The sequence below is a fragment of the Nocardia sp. Root136 genome (genome assembly GCF_001427185.1).
Classification (GTDB): Bacteria; Actinomycetota; Actinomycetes; order Mycobacteriales; family Mycobacteriaceae; genus Nocardia; species Nocardia salmonicida.
The window spans coordinates 1,361,517-1,377,544 of record NZ_LMFE01000001.1; the positions used below are offsets into that span (position 1 = coordinate 1,361,517).

At 69.5% G+C, this 16,028-nt stretch carries 16 protein-coding genes; 3 read left to right on the forward strand and 13 right to left on the reverse strand.

Translation table 11 applies throughout. The features are described from left to right. Window positions 1-48: 48 nt before the first annotated feature. Window positions 49-2,115 carry an RNase J family beta-CASP ribonuclease gene (locus tag ASD42_RS06475; protein ID WP_056811452.1) on the reverse strand — a complete coding sequence of 689 codons (2,067 nt, stop codon included), beginning with the start codon at window positions 2,113-2,115 and terminating at the stop codon, window positions 49-51. Beyond that, complete coding sequence (dapA, locus tag ASD42_RS06480) at window positions 2,112-3,020, reverse strand: 4-hydroxy-tetrahydrodipicolinate synthase (protein WP_056811455.1); 909 nt, start codon at window positions 3,018-3,020, stop codon at window positions 2,112-2,114. Before dapA ends, ASD42_RS06475 begins: the two co-directional genes overlap by 4 nt. A gap of 114 nt (window positions 3,021-3,134) precedes the next feature. On the opposite strand from dapA, the gene ASD42_RS06485 reads away from it, so the two are divergent. Further along, window positions 3,135-3,581, forward strand: coding sequence for a hypothetical protein (locus tag ASD42_RS06485; RefSeq protein ID WP_056811459.1), 447 nt, complete (start codon window positions 3,135-3,137; stop codon window positions 3,579-3,581). Between the two features lie 12 nt (window positions 3,582-3,593). On the opposite strand, the gene ASD42_RS06490 is transcribed toward ASD42_RS06485, so the two are convergent. The 8 genes from ASD42_RS06490 to ASD42_RS06525 all read right to left on the reverse strand — a co-directional run bounded on the left by ASD42_RS06490 (window position 3,594) and on the right by ASD42_RS06525 (window position 10,778). Next, window positions 3,594-4,793: a winged helix-turn-helix domain-containing protein gene (locus ASD42_RS06490; RefSeq protein ID WP_056811461.1), complete on the reverse strand. Its 1,200-nt coding sequence runs from the start codon at window positions 4,791-4,793 to the stop codon at window positions 3,594-3,596. A gap of 40 nt (window positions 4,794-4,833) precedes the next feature. Next, entirely contained in the window at window positions 4,834-5,859 is a 1,026-nt protein-coding gene (locus ASD42_RS06495) for a hypothetical protein (RefSeq protein WP_056815612.1), read from the reverse strand. After that, the gene (locus tag ASD42_RS06500) at window positions 5,859-7,073 is read right to left on the reverse strand and encodes a sensor histidine kinase (protein ID WP_235569326.1); all 1,215 of its coding nucleotides are present in this window, start codon (window positions 7,071-7,073) and stop codon (window positions 5,859-5,861) included. Before ASD42_RS06500 ends, ASD42_RS06495 begins: the two co-directional genes overlap by 1 nt. After that, the gene (locus ASD42_RS06505) at window positions 7,070-7,744 is read right to left on the reverse strand and encodes a response regulator transcription factor (protein ID WP_062991071.1); all 675 of its coding nucleotides are present in this window, start codon (window positions 7,742-7,744) and stop codon (window positions 7,070-7,072) included. Before ASD42_RS06505 ends, ASD42_RS06500 begins: the two co-directional genes overlap by 4 nt. Before the next feature lie 128 nt (window positions 7,745-7,872). Beyond that, on the reverse strand, window positions 7,873-8,325 hold the full coding sequence (locus tag ASD42_RS06510; protein ID WP_056811471.1) for a flavodoxin family protein: 453 nt from the start codon (window positions 8,323-8,325) through the stop codon (window positions 7,873-7,875). 7 nt (window positions 8,326-8,332) lie between these two features. Next, window positions 8,333-8,773 carry a hypothetical protein gene (locus ASD42_RS06515; protein ID WP_370585111.1) on the reverse strand — a complete coding sequence of 147 codons (441 nt, stop codon included), beginning with the start codon at window positions 8,771-8,773 and terminating at the stop codon, window positions 8,333-8,335. Between the two features lie 53 nt (window positions 8,774-8,826). Next, on the reverse strand, window positions 8,827-9,573 hold the full coding sequence (gene dapB / locus ASD42_RS06520) for a 4-hydroxy-tetrahydrodipicolinate reductase (RefSeq protein WP_056811475.1): 747 nt from the start codon (window positions 9,571-9,573) through the stop codon (window positions 8,827-8,829). A gap of 98 nt (window positions 9,574-9,671) precedes the next feature. Continuing rightward, entirely contained in the window at window positions 9,672-10,778 is a 1,107-nt protein-coding gene (locus ASD42_RS06525) for an alcohol dehydrogenase catalytic domain-containing protein (RefSeq protein ID WP_056811479.1), read from the reverse strand. Between the two features lie 134 nt (window positions 10,779-10,912). Here ASD42_RS06525 and ASD42_RS06530 point away from each other — a divergent pair, with 134 nt between their 5' ends. Beyond that, window positions 10,913-11,308 carry a VOC family protein gene (locus ASD42_RS06530; RefSeq protein WP_056815614.1) on the forward strand — a complete coding sequence of 132 codons (396 nt, stop codon included), beginning with the start codon at window positions 10,913-10,915 and terminating at the stop codon, window positions 11,306-11,308. 42 nt (window positions 11,309-11,350) lie between these two features. On the opposite strand, the gene ASD42_RS06535 is transcribed toward ASD42_RS06530, so the two are convergent. Further along, entirely contained in the window at window positions 11,351-12,571 is a 1,221-nt protein-coding gene (locus tag ASD42_RS06535) for an MFS transporter (protein ID WP_235569327.1), read from the reverse strand. 80 nt (window positions 12,572-12,651) lie between these two features. Here ASD42_RS06535 and ASD42_RS06540 point away from each other — a divergent pair, with 80 nt between their 5' ends. Beyond that, on the forward strand, window positions 12,652-12,990 hold the full coding sequence (locus ASD42_RS06540) for an ArsR/SmtB family transcription factor (protein ID WP_056811481.1): 339 nt from the start codon (window positions 12,652-12,654) through the stop codon (window positions 12,988-12,990). A gap of 1 nt (window position 12,991) precedes the next feature. Here the strand turns inward: ASD42_RS06540 and ASD42_RS06545 are convergent, their stop codons facing one another. Together ASD42_RS06545 and ASD42_RS06550 are read right to left on the reverse strand one after the other, a co-directional pair. Beyond that, window positions 12,992-14,509, reverse strand: coding sequence for a tetratricopeptide repeat protein (locus ASD42_RS06545; RefSeq protein ID WP_056811485.1), 1,518 nt, complete (start codon window positions 14,507-14,509; stop codon window positions 12,992-12,994). A 47-nt stretch (window positions 14,510-14,556) separates the two neighbouring features. Further along, window positions 14,557-15,888, reverse strand: a complete 1,332-nt coding sequence (locus tag ASD42_RS06550; protein WP_056815619.1) for a M16 family metallopeptidase — start codon at window positions 15,886-15,888, stop codon at window positions 14,557-14,559. Between the last annotated feature and the right edge of the window lie 140 nt (window positions 15,889-16,028).

Here is a 16,028-nt window from a genome sequence, read left to right on the forward strand (position 1 = left end):
AGTCGCCCAGCGGTTTTCAGTTGATCTGTTGATCTCTCGATCAATCGATCAGACGGCGACGACCGTCGGCACGATCATCGGACGACGACGGTAGACGTCGGCGACCCAGCGGCCCACCACCCGGCGCACGCCCTGGGCGATGCGATGGGTGTCGGTGATGCCTTCACCGGCCAGGCGCAGCAGTTCCGCCTCGACCAGTTCGTTCGCGCCGTCGAGCGCGGTCCGGTCATCGGAGAAGCCGCGCCCGTTGAGCTCGGGCGTACTGACGGCCTTGCCGGTGGTCGAGTCGATGACGATGGTGATCGAGATGAAACCACCTTCGCCGAGGACCAGGCGGTCCGACAGGGTGGACTCGCCGACGTCACCGACCGAGAGGCCGTCGACGTAGACGTGCCCGACCGGCACACGACCGACGATGGAGGCGATGCCGTCGACCAGGTCGACCACCACGCCGTCCTCGGCCAACATGACCCGCTCCTCGGGCACACCGGTCGCCACGGCCAGTGCGGCGTTGGCGCGCAGGTGGCGCCATTCGCCGTGCACGGGCATGGCGTTGGTGGGGCGCACCGCGTTGTACAGGTACAGCAGCTCACCGGCGGAGGCGTGCCCGGAGACGTGCACCTTCGCGTTCTGCTGGGTGATCACGGTCGCGCCGAGCCGGGCCAGGCCGTTGACCACAGCGAACACCGAGTTCTCGTTACCGGGGATCAGCGAGGACGCCAGTACCACCAGGTCGTCGGCACGGATGTTGATCTGGCGGTGCTCGCCGCGCGCCATCCGCGACAGCGCCGACAGCGGCTCGCCCTGCGAACCGGTGGAGATCAGCACCAGGCGGTTGCCGGGCAGGTTCGCGGCCTGGTCGAGGGTGACCACGACATTGTCGGGCACCGTCAGGTAGCCCAGGTCCTGCGCGATCTCCATGTTGCGCACCATCGAACGGCCGACGAAGCAGACCTTGCGGTTGTACTTCTGCGCGACGTCGACGACCTGCTGGATGCGGTGCACGTGGCTGGCGAACGAGGCCACGATGACGCGATTGGTGGCCTTGCCGATGACATTGTCGAGCACGCCGCCGATCTCGCGCTCGGGAGTCACGAAGCCGGGGACCTCGGCGTTGGTGGAGTCGACCAGGAACAGGTCGACGCCCTCGTCGCCCAGGCGCGAGAAGCCGGCCAGGTCGGTGAGGCGGCCGTCGAGCGGCAGCTGGTCGAGCTTGATGTCACCGGTGTGCAGCACCACGCCCGCGCCGGTGCGGATCGCGACCGCCAGTGCGTCGGGGATCGAGTGGTTGACCGCGAAGTACTCGATCTCGAACGGGCCGTGCACGGTGGTCTCGCCCTCGGCGACCTCGCGCAGCTTGGGCTGCAAGCGGTGCTCGCGAGCCTTCGCCGCCACCAGGGCGAGGGTGAACCTGGCGCCGATCACCGGGATGTCCTGGCGCAGACGCAGCAGGAACGGCACGGCGCCGATGTGGTCCTCGTGGCCGTGCGTGAGCACGATTGCCTCGACGTCGGCCATCCGGTCCTCGATGGGCCCGAAGTCCGGCAGGATCAGGTCCACGCCGGGCTGCTGGTCCTCGGGGAACAGCACACCGCAGTCGACGATCAGCAGCTTGCCGCCGTATTCGAACACGGTCATGTTGCGGCCGATTTCGCCGATACCGCCCAGTGCGAACAGGCGAAGTCCGTTCTTCGCCAGCTTCGGCGGCGGGCCCAGCTTGTCGTGGGCGGCCTTCTCGCGCGGCTCGGCTACCGGTGCCGCACCGCGACCACGACCCCCGCCCTGCCTGCCACGACCGCCGCCACGGGACTGCTCGGCGGCGGGCTTGCTCTTGGCTTCGGCCTGCTTGCCCTTGGCTTCGGTGGCCGGCTTCGTCCTGGCACGGCGCGGGGCGGTCTTCTTCGCGGTGACGCCTTCCTCGGCGACACCGCGCAGTTCGGTGCCCGCTTCGGCGGAACCCGCCAGGTTCGCCTCGGCGGCGACCTCGGCGATCGGTTCGGCGATAGCCGGAGCTTTCACCGCGGCCTGCACACTCTCCACGGGTGTCGGCTCGGGCGCACCGGCGGCGCGCGATGCCGAACGGCGACGGGCCTTACGGGCTACGGGTTCGGTCATGCCGATACCCCCGCTGCCTGCAGATCGAGCATCAGTTCCTCCAGTTGTGCCTGCGTCGGCATCAGCTGGGGCAAACGGGGCTCACCTACATCGATGCCGAGCAATCGGAGTCCTCCCTTACACATCGCCACACCTCCCAGGCGGGTCATGGCCGCGTACAGCGGCAGTAGTGTCGCGTTGATCTCTCGCGCCCTGGCCACGTCACCGGTGGTGTAGGCCTGGTGGATCTCGCGCAGTCGTTCCGGCACGAGATGGCCGATGACGCTGATGAATCCGATCGCACCGACCGAGAGCCAGGGCAGATTCAGGCCGTCGTCACCGGAGTAGAAATCCAGATCGGTGGTCGCGATGAGATCGGCTCCGGAGACGAGATCGCCCTTGGCATCCTTCACCGCGACGATGTTGGGATGCTCGGCAAGGCGCCGGATCGTGTCGATGGCGATAGGCACCACCGACCTCGGTGGAATGTCGTAGAGGGTGATCGGCAGCGCGGTGGAGTCGGCGACCGCGGTGAAATGCGCGATCAGGCCCTCCTGCGTGGGCCGCGAGTAATACGGCGTCACGACGAGCAGACCGTGCGCGCCCGCGTTCTCGGCGGCACGCGCCAGTTCGATCGAATGCGCGGTGTCGTAGGTACCCGCCCCGGCGACCACGGTGGCCCGGTCGCCGACGCCGTCGACGACGGCCCGCAGCAGGTCCGCCTTCTCGGTTTCGGTGGTGGTCGGCGACTCGCCGGTGGTACCCGAGATGATCAGCAGGTCGACCCCACGGTCGACCAGGTGTGCCGCCAGTGCGACACCGGCATCGACGTCGAGCTTGCCCGCAGCGCTGAAGGGGGTCACCATCGCGACACCTACCGTGCCGGACGCGCGCAGCTCCGTTGGCGTCGATTCACCGTTCGTCATGGTCAGAAAGGCTACCCGGTCGCCGGATGTGTCTCGACACCCTAGCGGCCGAAGCGGCGGCCGGTGGGCGCTTTCCACCTTGCGTGATGTCATAGATGACGTCACACTGATGTCATGGATCTGAATGCTCATACCGCGCGGTTGCGCGAGGAACTGATCGCCGCCGCCGCGCTCGGCGACGAGAAAACGCAGGCCACCGCCGCCGCCCTCGCCGCCGCGGTGGAGAGCTCGAGTCGGCTGGTTCTGCTCTCGGCGCTGTCGGAACTGGCCGCCGAGATCAGCACCGAGCTCGGTGACCGCACCGTGCACGTCCGGCTGGAGGGCACCGAGGCGAAGGCCGACGTGCGCAAGAACACCCCGCCCGGGGCGGAGGAACCCCAGACTTTCGAGGAGATGACCGGCGACATCAGCCGGGTGACCCTGCGATTGGTCGAACAGCTCAAGTCGCGCGCGGAGGAGGCGGCACAGCAGAACGGCCAGTCGCTGAACTCCTGGCTCTCCGGCGCCGTCAGCGGCGCGCTGAAGGATCAGATGCGCGGCTACGGCGGCAAGGGCTGGTAGACGCGGTCGCGATCACAGTAGCGGGGCGAGATCGCCGCGGTCGCCGATAACGACTTCGTCGAGTTCGAGCCAGTCGGCCATTTCCCGCAGCGCCCCGCGTAACGCCTGAGCGGTCTCGGCGGTGGCGTAGCCGGGCTCGGCGAACGCGGCGGGGGCGAGCAGTCGGCCGGTGGCGCGTTCGGCGCGCAGATCCACCCGGCCGACGAGCTTGCCGTCGACGAGCAGCGGGAAGACGTAATAGCCGTGCACCCGTTTGGGTTCGGGGGTGTAGATCTCGATCCGGTAGTGGAAGTCGAAGACCCGCTGGGTGCGCGGGCGGAAGAAGATCAGCGGATCGAACGGGCACAGCAGCGCGGTGCCGGTGATCCGGCGTGGGGTGGCGGCCTCCGGGTGCAGGTAGGCGGGCGCGTCCCAGCCGTCGACGTCGACCGGCAGCAGTTCGCCCGCGTCGACCAGGTCGGCGATCGCCGGGGCGCTCTGTCGACGGGCCAGTCGGTAGTAGTCGCGCAGGTCGGCCTCGGTGCCGATACCGAGGGCGCGGCTGGAGCGGCGGATCAGCTCGCGCACAGCGTCTTCCTCGCCGATCTCGCGGCCGAGCACGTCGGCCGGGACGACTCGTTCGGTGAGGTCGTAGTGCCGGGTGAAGCCGACGCGACGCGCGGTGGACAGCTCCCCCGCGGCGAAGAGTTGCTCGCAGATCATCTTGGTGTCGCTCAGGTTCCACCACGTCCCCTTCGGGCGCGGCTTGTCCAGTTCCAGATGACGTTCGATCTCCCCCGCGCTCGCCGCGCCCACCTCGGTCACGACATCGAGAATGTCCTTGCCCAGTGTCGGATTGCGTTCGACCACCTTGCGCATCCCCGACCAGCGTCCGTGCCGGTACTCCGCCATCCGCCAGCGCATCAACGGCCAGTCGGCGACCGGGATCAGCGCGGCCTCGTGCGCCCAGTACTCCACCAGCCCCCGCCGAGCCTTCGCGCTGTCGCTCCAGGCGGCGCCGTCGAGCAGGCTGCGATCGTAGGGGCCGATCCGGCTGAACACCGGCGCGTAATGCGCGCGCACCACCGCCGATACCGAATCTATTTGCAGCAGACGGGTTCTGGCGACCACATCGAGAATCGCCCGCCGCTTCGGGTTGGTCGGCTTTCGCTTGCCGAAGCCCTGCGCGGCCAGCGCCGTTCGACGGGCCTGCGCCGCATTCATCCGCTGCATCCCCTCAGCCTGGCACAGGGGTCCGACAGGTTTTCGACGCTCAGGTGGAGACCCGAACCTCGCCCGCGGTGTCGATCTCGGTCCGTCGATCCCCGCCCGGCGCGGCAGCCAGCACGGTCGCCACCCAGCGTCGACCGACCGGGAGGACTCGCACGGTCACCGAGCCCGCTCCCGCCATGTCGAGTTCGTCGACCGCGGCCTCGATCACGTTGTGGCGCACCCACTCCGGTACGCCGAGGAAGCCGCCGTCGTCGAGCAGGGTGACCTCGACGCCCCGCGATCGGGCCGCACGCGCCGCGGCGCTGAGCCGGTCGGTGACCAGTTGCGGCGCCCGAAGACCGTCGCGCAGTTCGGCTTCGAGCAGCCTGCACTGTTCGCGTTCGGTCTCGGTCAGCTCGATCCCCGCCGCGATGCGGGCCAGCAGCGGCCCGGCCACCCGGTCGAGCGCCCCCAGCTGACGATCACGCTCGGCGTTGGCCGCGGCCAGCGCCGCCTCGGTCGCGGCCCGGCGATTGGCCTCGCTGCGCAGTTCCCGCAGCGAACGCTGGGTGGGCCGCACGATCGACATGAACACCGTCACCGCGCCGACCGTGGCCACCGGCGTGAGCGCGCGCACTACGGTTTCGGGATGCCAACTGGTGAACACGCCCATCGTCACCAGCACCGTCGCGGCGGCCGCCACCCCCACCCAGGCCGACAGGATCCGCCCGCGCAGCACCAGCATCGCCAGCAGATACGACGTCGGATAGGCGGTCCACATCTGGTGGGCGAACCCCGAGGAGCTCTCGAGCCATGGCACGGTCAGCGCCATCGCCGCGGGCCCCGCGGACGCCACGAAGATCGTGACGGGCCACGGCAGCGGATCCACCGGGAACACCAGCACCACCAGCGCCGCCACGGTCATCAGCGCCAGCGCGGCGAACGCGGCCGCGGGCGGCGCGATATCGAAATTCACCCGCAGATACATCACGATGGTGGCTTCGAAGATCACCACGAACAGCCATGCCGTGCCGTCGCTGAGGCCGAACAGGTCGCGCATCGCGAACGGCAGATCACGCTCGACCATCAACTCCCCCACACCAGAGTCACCACGGTTCCCGCGCCGGGCGCCGATTCCACGAAGGCCGCGCCGCCGGCGAGCGCGCGCATCCGGCCCAGAATGCTGCCCGCGATCCCCATCCGGTCGGCCGACACCCGCGCCGGGTCGAACCCGGCGCCGTCATCGGAGAGCACCACCCGGATGCCCCCGGTCGCGATGGTCACCGACACCCCGCGCCGCACCGTCCGACCGGCGACGTCGGCATGGCGCACGCTGTTGCGCACCGCCTCCGAGAGCGCGGCCCCGAGCACCTGGGCGGCCTCGATCGGCAGGCACAGATCCGCCGCGCGGCGCGAGGACACCTGCACCGGAATCTCGGACTCCGCCTCGCGCACCGCCTCGCGCAGGAATTCGATCGTCGCGGCGGCGTCGAGGTGGTCGATCTCGGGCGCGGTCCGCGACAGCTCGAGCTGTTCGAGGGTGCGCGCGGCCTGATTGCGCAGCACCGACGAGGACTCCTGCGCCCGCGAGGCTTCCAGCAGCGTCGAGAGCACCGCGTCGTGGATGAGCGCCGCGAAGCGCGCGCCCTCGCGTTCCCTGGCCGACGTCGCCGCGACCGCCGCCGCTCGGCTGCGCTGACGGACCGCTTCCCGGTCGACCCGTTCGGCGGCGGCGCGCGCGTACACCACGCACCACAGGAACAGCGCCGCCACGCCGAGTCCCCTGGTGATGTCGCCGAACAGCGCCCACATCGAACTACCGGGCACGACAAGGGCATTGGACACACTGGTCGCCACCACGAGCAGGGCGCCGAATCCGGCCGCACCGCGCCGGGGCCACGCCAGCCCCGCGGCCATCACGCCCACCGCCAACCCGCGGTAGGGCCATGACGCGAACGAGCCGATGTGCACGACCGAATACACCAGCGGCGTCGCCAAGGTCGCCGCGAGATAACACACCGCGGCCACGGCGGCGGTGCGCCGGATCGCCTCGGCGGGGCCGCGCGTGGACACCAGCGCCAGCACCGCGAACATCACATACGCGGCCACCAGATGCAGTTCCGGCCAGATCGACTGGTTGATCGGCTGAACCAGCACCGCGGGCAGTTCCAGCACCATCACGATCGTGGCGCCGGTTCCGATCACCAACCCGAGTCTGCGCAGGATCTGTTCGGTCGCCGCCCGCGAGAATTCGACATCGCCGACCGGTGCGGGCGCCGTCGCGACCGCGAGGTCACTCACGTGCGCTGCTGCCTTTCCGGCACGGGCAACCACCCGTCTTCGACGGCCCGTTTGTACAGATCGGTCTTGGTCGGGGCGGGCCGGCCCGCGTCGGCGTATTTCTGCCGGATGCGGCCGAGGTAGTCGTTGACGGTCTGTTCCGACAGGCCGGTCAGCCGCGCCACCCGCGAGGCCTTCTCCCCCGAGGCGTACAGCATCAGTACTTCCTCCTGACGCGGGCTGAGCCCGACGTCGGAGAGCTGGGGATCGCCGTCGATGGCGGCGGCCCAGTCGGTGGTCACCACCTGCTCGCCCGAGGCGGCCCGGCGCACCGCCTCGACCACCGTCGCCACACTCTCCGACTTGCGCAGCACGCCGAGCACACCGGCCTTGGCTGCGGAGCGGACCAGAAAGGCGTTGTCGGCGCCGGTGAACACCAGCACCTCGATACCGCGTTCACGCAGCGCGGTGACATTGTCCTCGGGCGTCGACCCGTCGGGCAGGCGCAGGTCGAGGACGACGAGATCGAGATCGGCGGTCTCGGCGAGCAGCCCGGCGACGGATTCGGCCACCGCCACCAGTTCCAGATCGGGTTCGGGGCCGAGCATGGCCGCCAATCCGATCGCCACGGACTCGTGGTCCTCCACCAGCCCGACCCGTCGCACCGTGCGCGTCTGCTCCAACTCGCTCACCGACCACTCCCCATCTGAAGAACACCCACCGCGGCCAACCCGCAACACGTCGGTCTCGAGTTCTACCGCATCCCTACCCCGCGTGTCAGCCCACCAATATTCGGGGCGGGCCCGCTCCGGCGGACCAGTTACTCCATCAGACCGGCGGCGATGGTCGCGCCGAGTTCCCAGCATTTCTCCAGATCGGCCTTGCTCGGCGGTCCCGAGACGACCACCGCGTCGGCGGCGCGCTGCCAGCCCAGACCCGTGGTGATCCGCTCCACGCTGCTCTCTGCCCCTTCGGTGCCCTCGTTGCCGTGCAGGTAGAGCCCGTAGGGCCGCCCGCGGGTGGAGTCCAGGCAGGGGTAGTAGATCGTGTCGAAGGCGTGTTTGAGCGCACCGCTCATGTACCCGAGGTTGGCCGGAGTGCCGAGCAGGTAGCCGTCGGCTTCGAGCACGTCGACGGCGGTCACCGCAAGCGCGGCCCGGCGCACCACCTCGACCCCCTCGATCTCCGGGTCGCTCGCTCCGGCGAGGACCGCTTCGAACATCGCCTGGGTGTGCGGGGACGGGGTGTGGTGGATGATCAGCAACCGGGCCATAGGCTCGCTACTCTCCTGGGTCGCGTTCCAGTTTTTCCAGCGCCACCGCGCGACGCATGGTGTCGCGGGCGCGGCCGCGGTCGCCGGCGTAGTCGTAGGCGCGGGCCAGTCGGTAGGAGGAGCGCCAGTTGTCCGGGTCGGCTTCCCATTCGGTCTTGATCTGCGCGAACAGGGCGTCGGCCGCGTCGCGTTCGATCCGGCCGGAGGGTCGGCGCGGCAGTTCCGAGGTGTCGACCTCGAGACCCTCCTCGTGGATACGCCGGGCCAGTCGTTGATGCGCGAAGGCCGCGCTCAAGGTCGCCCACAGGATCCAGATACCGACAACAGGCAGCAGCAGCATGCCGATGCCGATCGCGATACCCGCGAACCCGCCGTCGGCGATGTAGGCGATGGCGAGACCGCCGAGCCGGACGAAGTAGAACAGCAGCGCGACGACCAGAAATGCCACGACCGCAACGGTTTTCAGGACCTGCCGATCAGGTCGCTGGTCGGCGGAGTCGCTCACAGATCCAGGAACGGGTCGAGCCCGACGGTCAGTCCCGGTCGCCCGGCGATCTCGCGCACCCCGAGCAGCACGCCCGGCGCGAACGAGGACCGGTCGATGGAGTCGTGGCGGATGGTCAGGGTCTCGCCCTGGGTGCCGAACAGCACCTCCTGATGGGCGACGAGCCCGGCCAGCCGCACCGAATGCACCCGCACACCGTCCACGTCGGCGCCGCGAGCACCCTCGAGTTCGGTGGTGGTGGCGTCGGGGCTGATCCCGACCCCGGCCGCGGCGCGGGCCGCGGCGATCACCGCGGCGGTGCGGTAGGCGGTGCCGGAGGGGGCATCGGCCTTGTTCGGGTGGTGTAGCTCGATGACCTCGACCGAGTCGAAGAACCGTGCCGCCTGCTCGGCGAAGCGCATCGACAGCACCGCGCCGATGGCGAAGTTCGGCGCGATCAGCACGCCCACCTCGGGCCGCTGTGCCAGCTGCCCGCGCACCTCGGCGAGGCGGGCCTCGTCGAAGCCGGTGGTACCGACGACCGAGTGGATGCCGTTCGCGATCAGGAACCTCAGGTTGCCCATCACCACATCGGGGTGGGTGAAATCGACGACCACCTGGGTGCCGCTCTCGGTGAACGCCTCGAGCGCGTCGCCCTTGTCGACCTGCGCCACCAGCTCCAGATCGGGCGCCGCCTCCACCGCCGCGCAGATCGCCTGCCCGACCTTGCCGCGTGCTCCGAGCACTCCGACCCGAATGGTCACCGCATCTCCTCGTCCTCGACTCAGCTTGCTCGGGCAAGCCTATCGAGCAGCCGACGGGGCCGCGGCGCCGACCTCACGCCGTCGAGCCGGGCGAAGCGTCAGTCGAAGACGATGACCTGCCGCAGCGCCGCGCCCGCCGCGAGATCGTCCATCGCCTTGTTCACCTGGTCGAGTCCGATGCGGGCCGAGACGAGCCGCTCCAGCGGCAGCTTGCCCGCGCGCCACATCCGCACATATTCGGGAATGTCGCGGTCGGGAACCGCGGAGCCGAGGTAGCTGCCGATGATGGTGCGGCCCTGCGCGACCAGCGCCAGCGGCGAGATCGTGGCGGTGGCCGTCGGGGCGGGCAGGCCGACCGTCACGGTGACGCCACCGGGTGCCGTTGCGGCGACGGCGGTTTCGAACGCGCGAACGTTGCCCGCCGCTTCGACCACAACCTCGGCCAGCACCCCCTGCTCGGCGACTTCGCCCGGCGTGCAGGCCACCGTCGCACCGAATTCGCGTGCCAGCGCCAGCTTTTCGGGAACGGTATCGACGGCGATCACCTCACCGAGACCGAGCGAGACCGCGACGAGCACGGCCGCCATCCCCACGCCACCGAGCCCGACCACCATGATCCGATCTCCCGCACCGGGTTTCGCCGCATTGAGCAGCGCGCCGCCGCCGGTGAGCACCGCGCAGCCCAGCACCGCGGCCACCTCGGGCGGCACGTCGTCGTCGACGGGCACCACCGAACGCCGGTCCACCACCGCGTGCGTGGCGAAGCCGGAGACGCCGAGGTGGTGCTGCACCTGCTCGCCGTCGCGGGTGAGCCGTCGCCCGCCGCCGAGCAGTTCGCCCGCGTTGTTGGCCACACTGCCCGGCCCACACGGCGTGCGCCCGTTGCTCGCGCAGCCCGCGCAGTCACCACAGCGCGGCAGGAACGTCATCACGACCCGCTGCCCGGGCGTCACATCGACGACACCGGCGCCCACCGATTCGACGATGCCCGCGGCTTCGTGGCCGAGCAGCATCGGCACCGGGCGCACCCGATTGCCGTCCACCACCGACAGATCCGAGTGGCACAGTCCGGCCGCTTCGATCCGCACCAGCAATTCACCCGGTCCCGGTTCGGCCAATTCCAGGTCGCACACGGTGATCGGTTGTGAATCGGCGAACGGCGCCGGGTCGGCGATCCGTTCCAGAACGGCTCCACGAATCTTCATGCTCGCGACGCTACCGCGAGAGCTCTTTACAGGTTCCGGGATCTGTCGCTAACCTCGATCTCGGTGATGGTGCTCCTGTCGGCCGCCTCGTACCGTGCCCAGGGTCGGCGCCATCACGAACAAGGAGAAATCCCCTGTCAGTGCAGTTCAATCACACCATTGTCGGATGTCGCGATAATCGGGAAACCGCCGAGTTCTGGGCGGACATCCTCGGGTTGGACATAGGAAAAGAGTGGGGGCCGTTCATTCCGATCGCCCTCGATCACGGAGCGGCCTTCGATTTCGCGAAGGTTCCGCCTTTCATTACCGAAATCCAGCCACAGCACTACGCGTTCCTGGTCTCGGAGGCCGAGTTCGATGCGGCCTACGCCAAGATCCAGCGCTACAAACTGGACCATTGGGCCGACCCCCAGCAACACGGGGTCAACGAGATCAATCACAACGACGGGGGTCGTGGCGTCTACTTCCTCGACCCCAACGGCCACTTCCTGGAACTGATCACCGTTCCGTACGGCGGCTGGCCCGAGTGACCACACAGGCCGGTCCCGATTCCCTCGGGACCGGCCTGTGTTCTACGCCGATTTCGCGCCGGCCCGGATCCCGCGCAGACCCAACAGCGCGGCACCGACACAGGCCACCGAAACGATCACGATGAACCACGGGAACACCGTCGCGATCCCCCAGGTCGTCGCCGCCCAGCCCGCCGCCAACGTCGGCAACGCCATCGCCGAGTAGGCCAGCAGGTAGAAGGCCGACATCGTCTCGCCACGGCGATGCGGCGGAACGACTTCGGACAGATGGCGCAGCGATCCACCGAACCCGAGCCCGAAGGTGGCGCCGAGCACCAGTCCCGCGAGCACCACCACCGCGGGCTGTTTCGTGGCCAGCGCCGGGATGGTGGCGAGCAGCGCCGCCGCCATGCCGAGGTCGCCGATCACCGCGGCGCGGCGGGCCGGAACACGGGTGGCGAACAGCTGGACCACTGCGGCGACCAGCGCGGTGCCCGCGACGACGACGCCGCCGAAGACCAGGTTGTGCATGCCGGTCTCGGCCGCGGCCAGCGACGGATACAGCGACAGCAGCACGCCGAGCACCGACCAGGCGGCCATCACGCCGATCGCGGAGAACCAGAAGTCGGCCTTGATCTCGTGCGGCACCGAGGGTTTCGCGATGGTGATGCGCGCCTTCACGCGGGTGGTGTGCGGTTCACGCAGGGCGAGGATGCCCGCTCCCGCGGCCAGACACACCACCGCGATCACCACATACGGGGTGCGCAGCGGCGACGGCGCGTACTGCGCGAGGACCGCGGTGCCCAGGACCGCGACCGCGATGCCGACATTGAACGCGACGCCACTGAGTTGCCCGGAACGCGCTCCACGCTCGGGCCGCAGATCCAGCAGGGCCGCGGCGCCCGCGACGACGGTGGCCCCGACGGCCGCCCCGTGTAATGCCCTGGCCAGCAACAGCATCGGCACCGAATCGGCGAGCAGGAACGCGACCAGCCCGAGAATCATGGTGGCGAAGGCGCCGATCATCACCGGCTTGCGACCGACCACGTCGGAGATCCGGCCGGAGACCAGCACCGCGCCCAGCGCCGCGAAGGCGTACACGGCGAAGACCAGAGTCGTGGTCAGCGGCGACAGATGCCACTCGGTCTCATAGATCCCGTAGAGCGGAGCGGGCGCCCCGGAAACCCCGAGCGCTACCGCGCTCGCGGCCAGGACGAGCCCGTACGCCCAGCGCTGCCCGGCCTCGACCGGCGCCATCGTTGTCGCTGCCACAGCAGTCCCCATCAGCAGAGTTTGATCATCATCGAACGAGCCTCACGCTACGCCGAGTATGATGAGTATCAAACCCCCGAGTGAGGTAAATCATGACACAGGCTAATGATCTTTCCCCGGCGCCGACCATACCCGTCGCCGCGCTCCCCACCGTCCTCGGCGCCCTGCACGACCCCGTCCGCCTGGAAATGGTCCGTCGTCTGAGCAATGCGGCCGCCCCGATTCGCTGCGCGGCCCTCTACGACGCGATCAACAAATCCACCGCGACCCACCACTTCAAGATCCTGCGCGAGGCGGGCCTGATCGAGCGCCTGACCATCGACGGCCAGACCTACCAGAACCTGCGCACCGAGGCTGTCGAGCACGCCGTCCCCGGCCTGCTCGGCTCGATCGTCGACGCCGCGAACCGCGCCGACACACACTCGGCGTGAGCTAGCGCGGCTCCCCGCTACTCGGTAGCGGCCTGATCGGCGTCTGCAGCAATCGGCTCGGGATCGTGGGGAGCGGGCGACGCGTAGTCGTCGGCGTCGGCGTCGGCGTCGGCGGCACCACCAATTCCCGCCCGCGCACCTCTCCGTCGACGATCTCGCCGCCACCCCACCGCACCGCCAGGCCGGCCCCGGCCATCAGCACCAGGACGCACAGCGCGAGCACCCCGATCCCCCAGGTGTGGCGGAACGCGCGCCGGTCGAGCCAGACCGTGATCCCGGCCTCGATCAGCAGGGTGACCAGCACGACGCCGAGCACCGCGACCAGCGCACCGACCACCGCGGGCTGCCGCGCCCACCCCCGCACGAACGCCGCGACGACAACCAACGGGACCACGAACATGCCGAGTACGACGATCTGGGTCAGGGTGAAGTCCAGACCGTCGTCGGGATCGGGATCATCGAGACCACGCCGCATCCATGCCGTGAACAGCAGCAGATGCCCGAAAGCGGCACCGAAGGCGCCGAGCACCAGCAGTACGCACCCCACCCGGACCAGCCCGGCGAATTCCGACCGCGTCGCGATCGCACCCAGATCCACGATCAAGCCCGATACCGCCACCGCGGCGAGCGCCAGCAGCACCCGTGGTCGTCGCGCCACCCTGGCCCGCAGATAACCCGGTGGTAGTTGCTTGCGCACCTTGCGAAACACCCCGTACCAGGCGAGCGGCAGAGCCGCGAACATCACCGGGGAGACCACTCGCAACACGATCGGCGGCGCCCACATCGCCACGGCCGCACAGCAACCCGCGAAAGCCCAGACCCATGCCGCCAGTCGGAGCAGTGCCCGCCAGTGCATTTCGGCGAGGAGCCGCCGCGCCGCGGTATCGGTCGGCGCGTCGGCCAGGAGCCCGCGCAGGGTCGCGATGGCGGCCTCGCGACCACCGTCGAAACCACCGATCTCGAATTCGGCTCGCGCCTGCATCCGCAGCAGGTCGACGTGCAGCGGGTCGATCGCCAGCCCGGCCGTGATGTGGCGCCGAACCCCGTCGAGGTCGACGAGCCGCTGGTAGGTCTCGGCCGCCGAACAGTGGACGAAGGCGTCGTCGGGGGCCAGCGCGACCGCGTCGACCACCGCCGCGCGCGCCCGGTCCGGGTCCTTGCGCGGGCCGTTGCTGTACAACCACGCCAGCAACAGCAGAGTTCCCGCATCGTGTGGCCGCAGCCGGGCGGCGGTGTGGCCGTGCTCCAGCGCCAGGTCCCACTCCTCGCGCATCGGGTAGGCCATCGCCACCAGCTGGTGCGCGCGGGCGGAATCGGGATCGGCGTGCAGTGCCTGTCCGGCGAAGCGCACGGCGTCGTCGAACTCGTCGAGGTCGTAGGCGATGTCCGCCAGCCCGACCAGCACGCGCGGGTCGTCAGGCGCGTCCGCCAACGCCGTCCCGAGAATCCGCCGCGCCTCCTCGATCCGTCCGATCTCCTGGGCCACGCGCGCCCGCTCGAGCGCCACCTGCACCGGCATGACCGATCCCCTCCCCCCCTGTCGTTCGGCTCCCCGAGCCGAATCGGTCAGCGCTCGACGAGCTTTCGCACCGAGGCGGGCAGGTCGCGGGTGCGCTGGTACGGCCCCGACACCGCTGCACCGTAGGGGCGCGCGAGCAAGGTGGCGGCGATGTCGCTGACTTCCTCGGTGGTCACGGCGTCGATGCGGGCCAGGGTGGCCGAGACGCTGCGGTGATTGCCGTAGCTGAGTTCGCTGCGGCCGATGCGGTTCATCCGCGAGGCCGAGTCCTCGAGACCGAGTACAAGTCCGCCACGCAAAGAGCCCTTGGCCCTGGCGCATTCGGCGTCGGTGACGCCGTTGGCCGCGATGTCGTCGAGCACATCGCGCGCCAATGTCGTGACCTGGCCGAGGTTTTCGGGCTGGCAGCCCAGCGAGACCGAGAACGAGCCGGTATCGGCGAAGGTGTCCACGCTCGAGTACACCGAGTACGCCAGGCCGCGTTCTTCCCGGATACGTTGGAACAGACGCGAACTCAGGCCCCCGCCGACGATCGTGTTGAGGATCGACAGCGGCCAACGCTGCTGGCCCTCGTGCCTGCCGAAGGCCCGCACGCCGAAGGCGAGGTGGGTCTGTTCACTGTCGCGATTGATCCTGATCAGTCCGGGGGCGCCCTGGGCGCGGAACTTCCCCTCGCGACGCGGCGCGGGTTCGGCGGCGGTGTCGAGATGGGGACCGAACGCGCGCTGCACCAGTTCCACGACACGTTCGTGAGAGACGTTGCCCGCCACCGCGACCACCATGCGCTCGGGTCGGTAGCGACGCTGGTGGAAGCCGCGCAGCTGTGCGGCCTGCATGTTCTCGATGGATTCCACGCTGCCGATCACCGGGCGACCGATGGGGTGGTCGCCGAACATGGCGGTGAGGAAGGAATCGGCCACCAGGTCTTCGGGGTCGTCGTCGCGCATCGCGATCTCTTCCAGGACCACCTGGCGCTCCACGTCGACGTCGATCGCGCGGCACAACCCGTTGAGCACCACGTCGGAGACCAGGTCGACCGCCAGCGGCAGGTCCTCGTCGATGACGTGGGCGTAGTAGCAGGTCTGTTCCTTGGCGGTGAACGCGTTGAGTTCGCCGCCGACCGCGTCCATGGACTGCGCGATGTCGAGGGCGGTGCGCGTCGGGGTCGCCTTGAACAGCAGGTGTTCGAGGAAGTGCGCGGCGCCTGCCACGGTGGGGCCTTCGTCGCGCGAACCGACGCCCACCCACACCCCGATGGAGGCCGAACGCACGCCCGGCACGTGCTCGGTGACCACGCGCAGGCCACCGGGCAGCACGGTGCGGCGCACCCCACCGTCGGTGGACACGGCGTCAGCGGATTCGGAACTCGACTCGGTCAACTTCGGCTCTGTCACCCGATCCTCGATAGCGGTGTCCTCATCTGGTTCGGTATCCGACTCGATGTGCTTCGACCTCGTCACCCGATCTCACCGGACGGCTGTTCTGGCATGGGTCCTCAACCTCTCGAACGGGAGCTGGC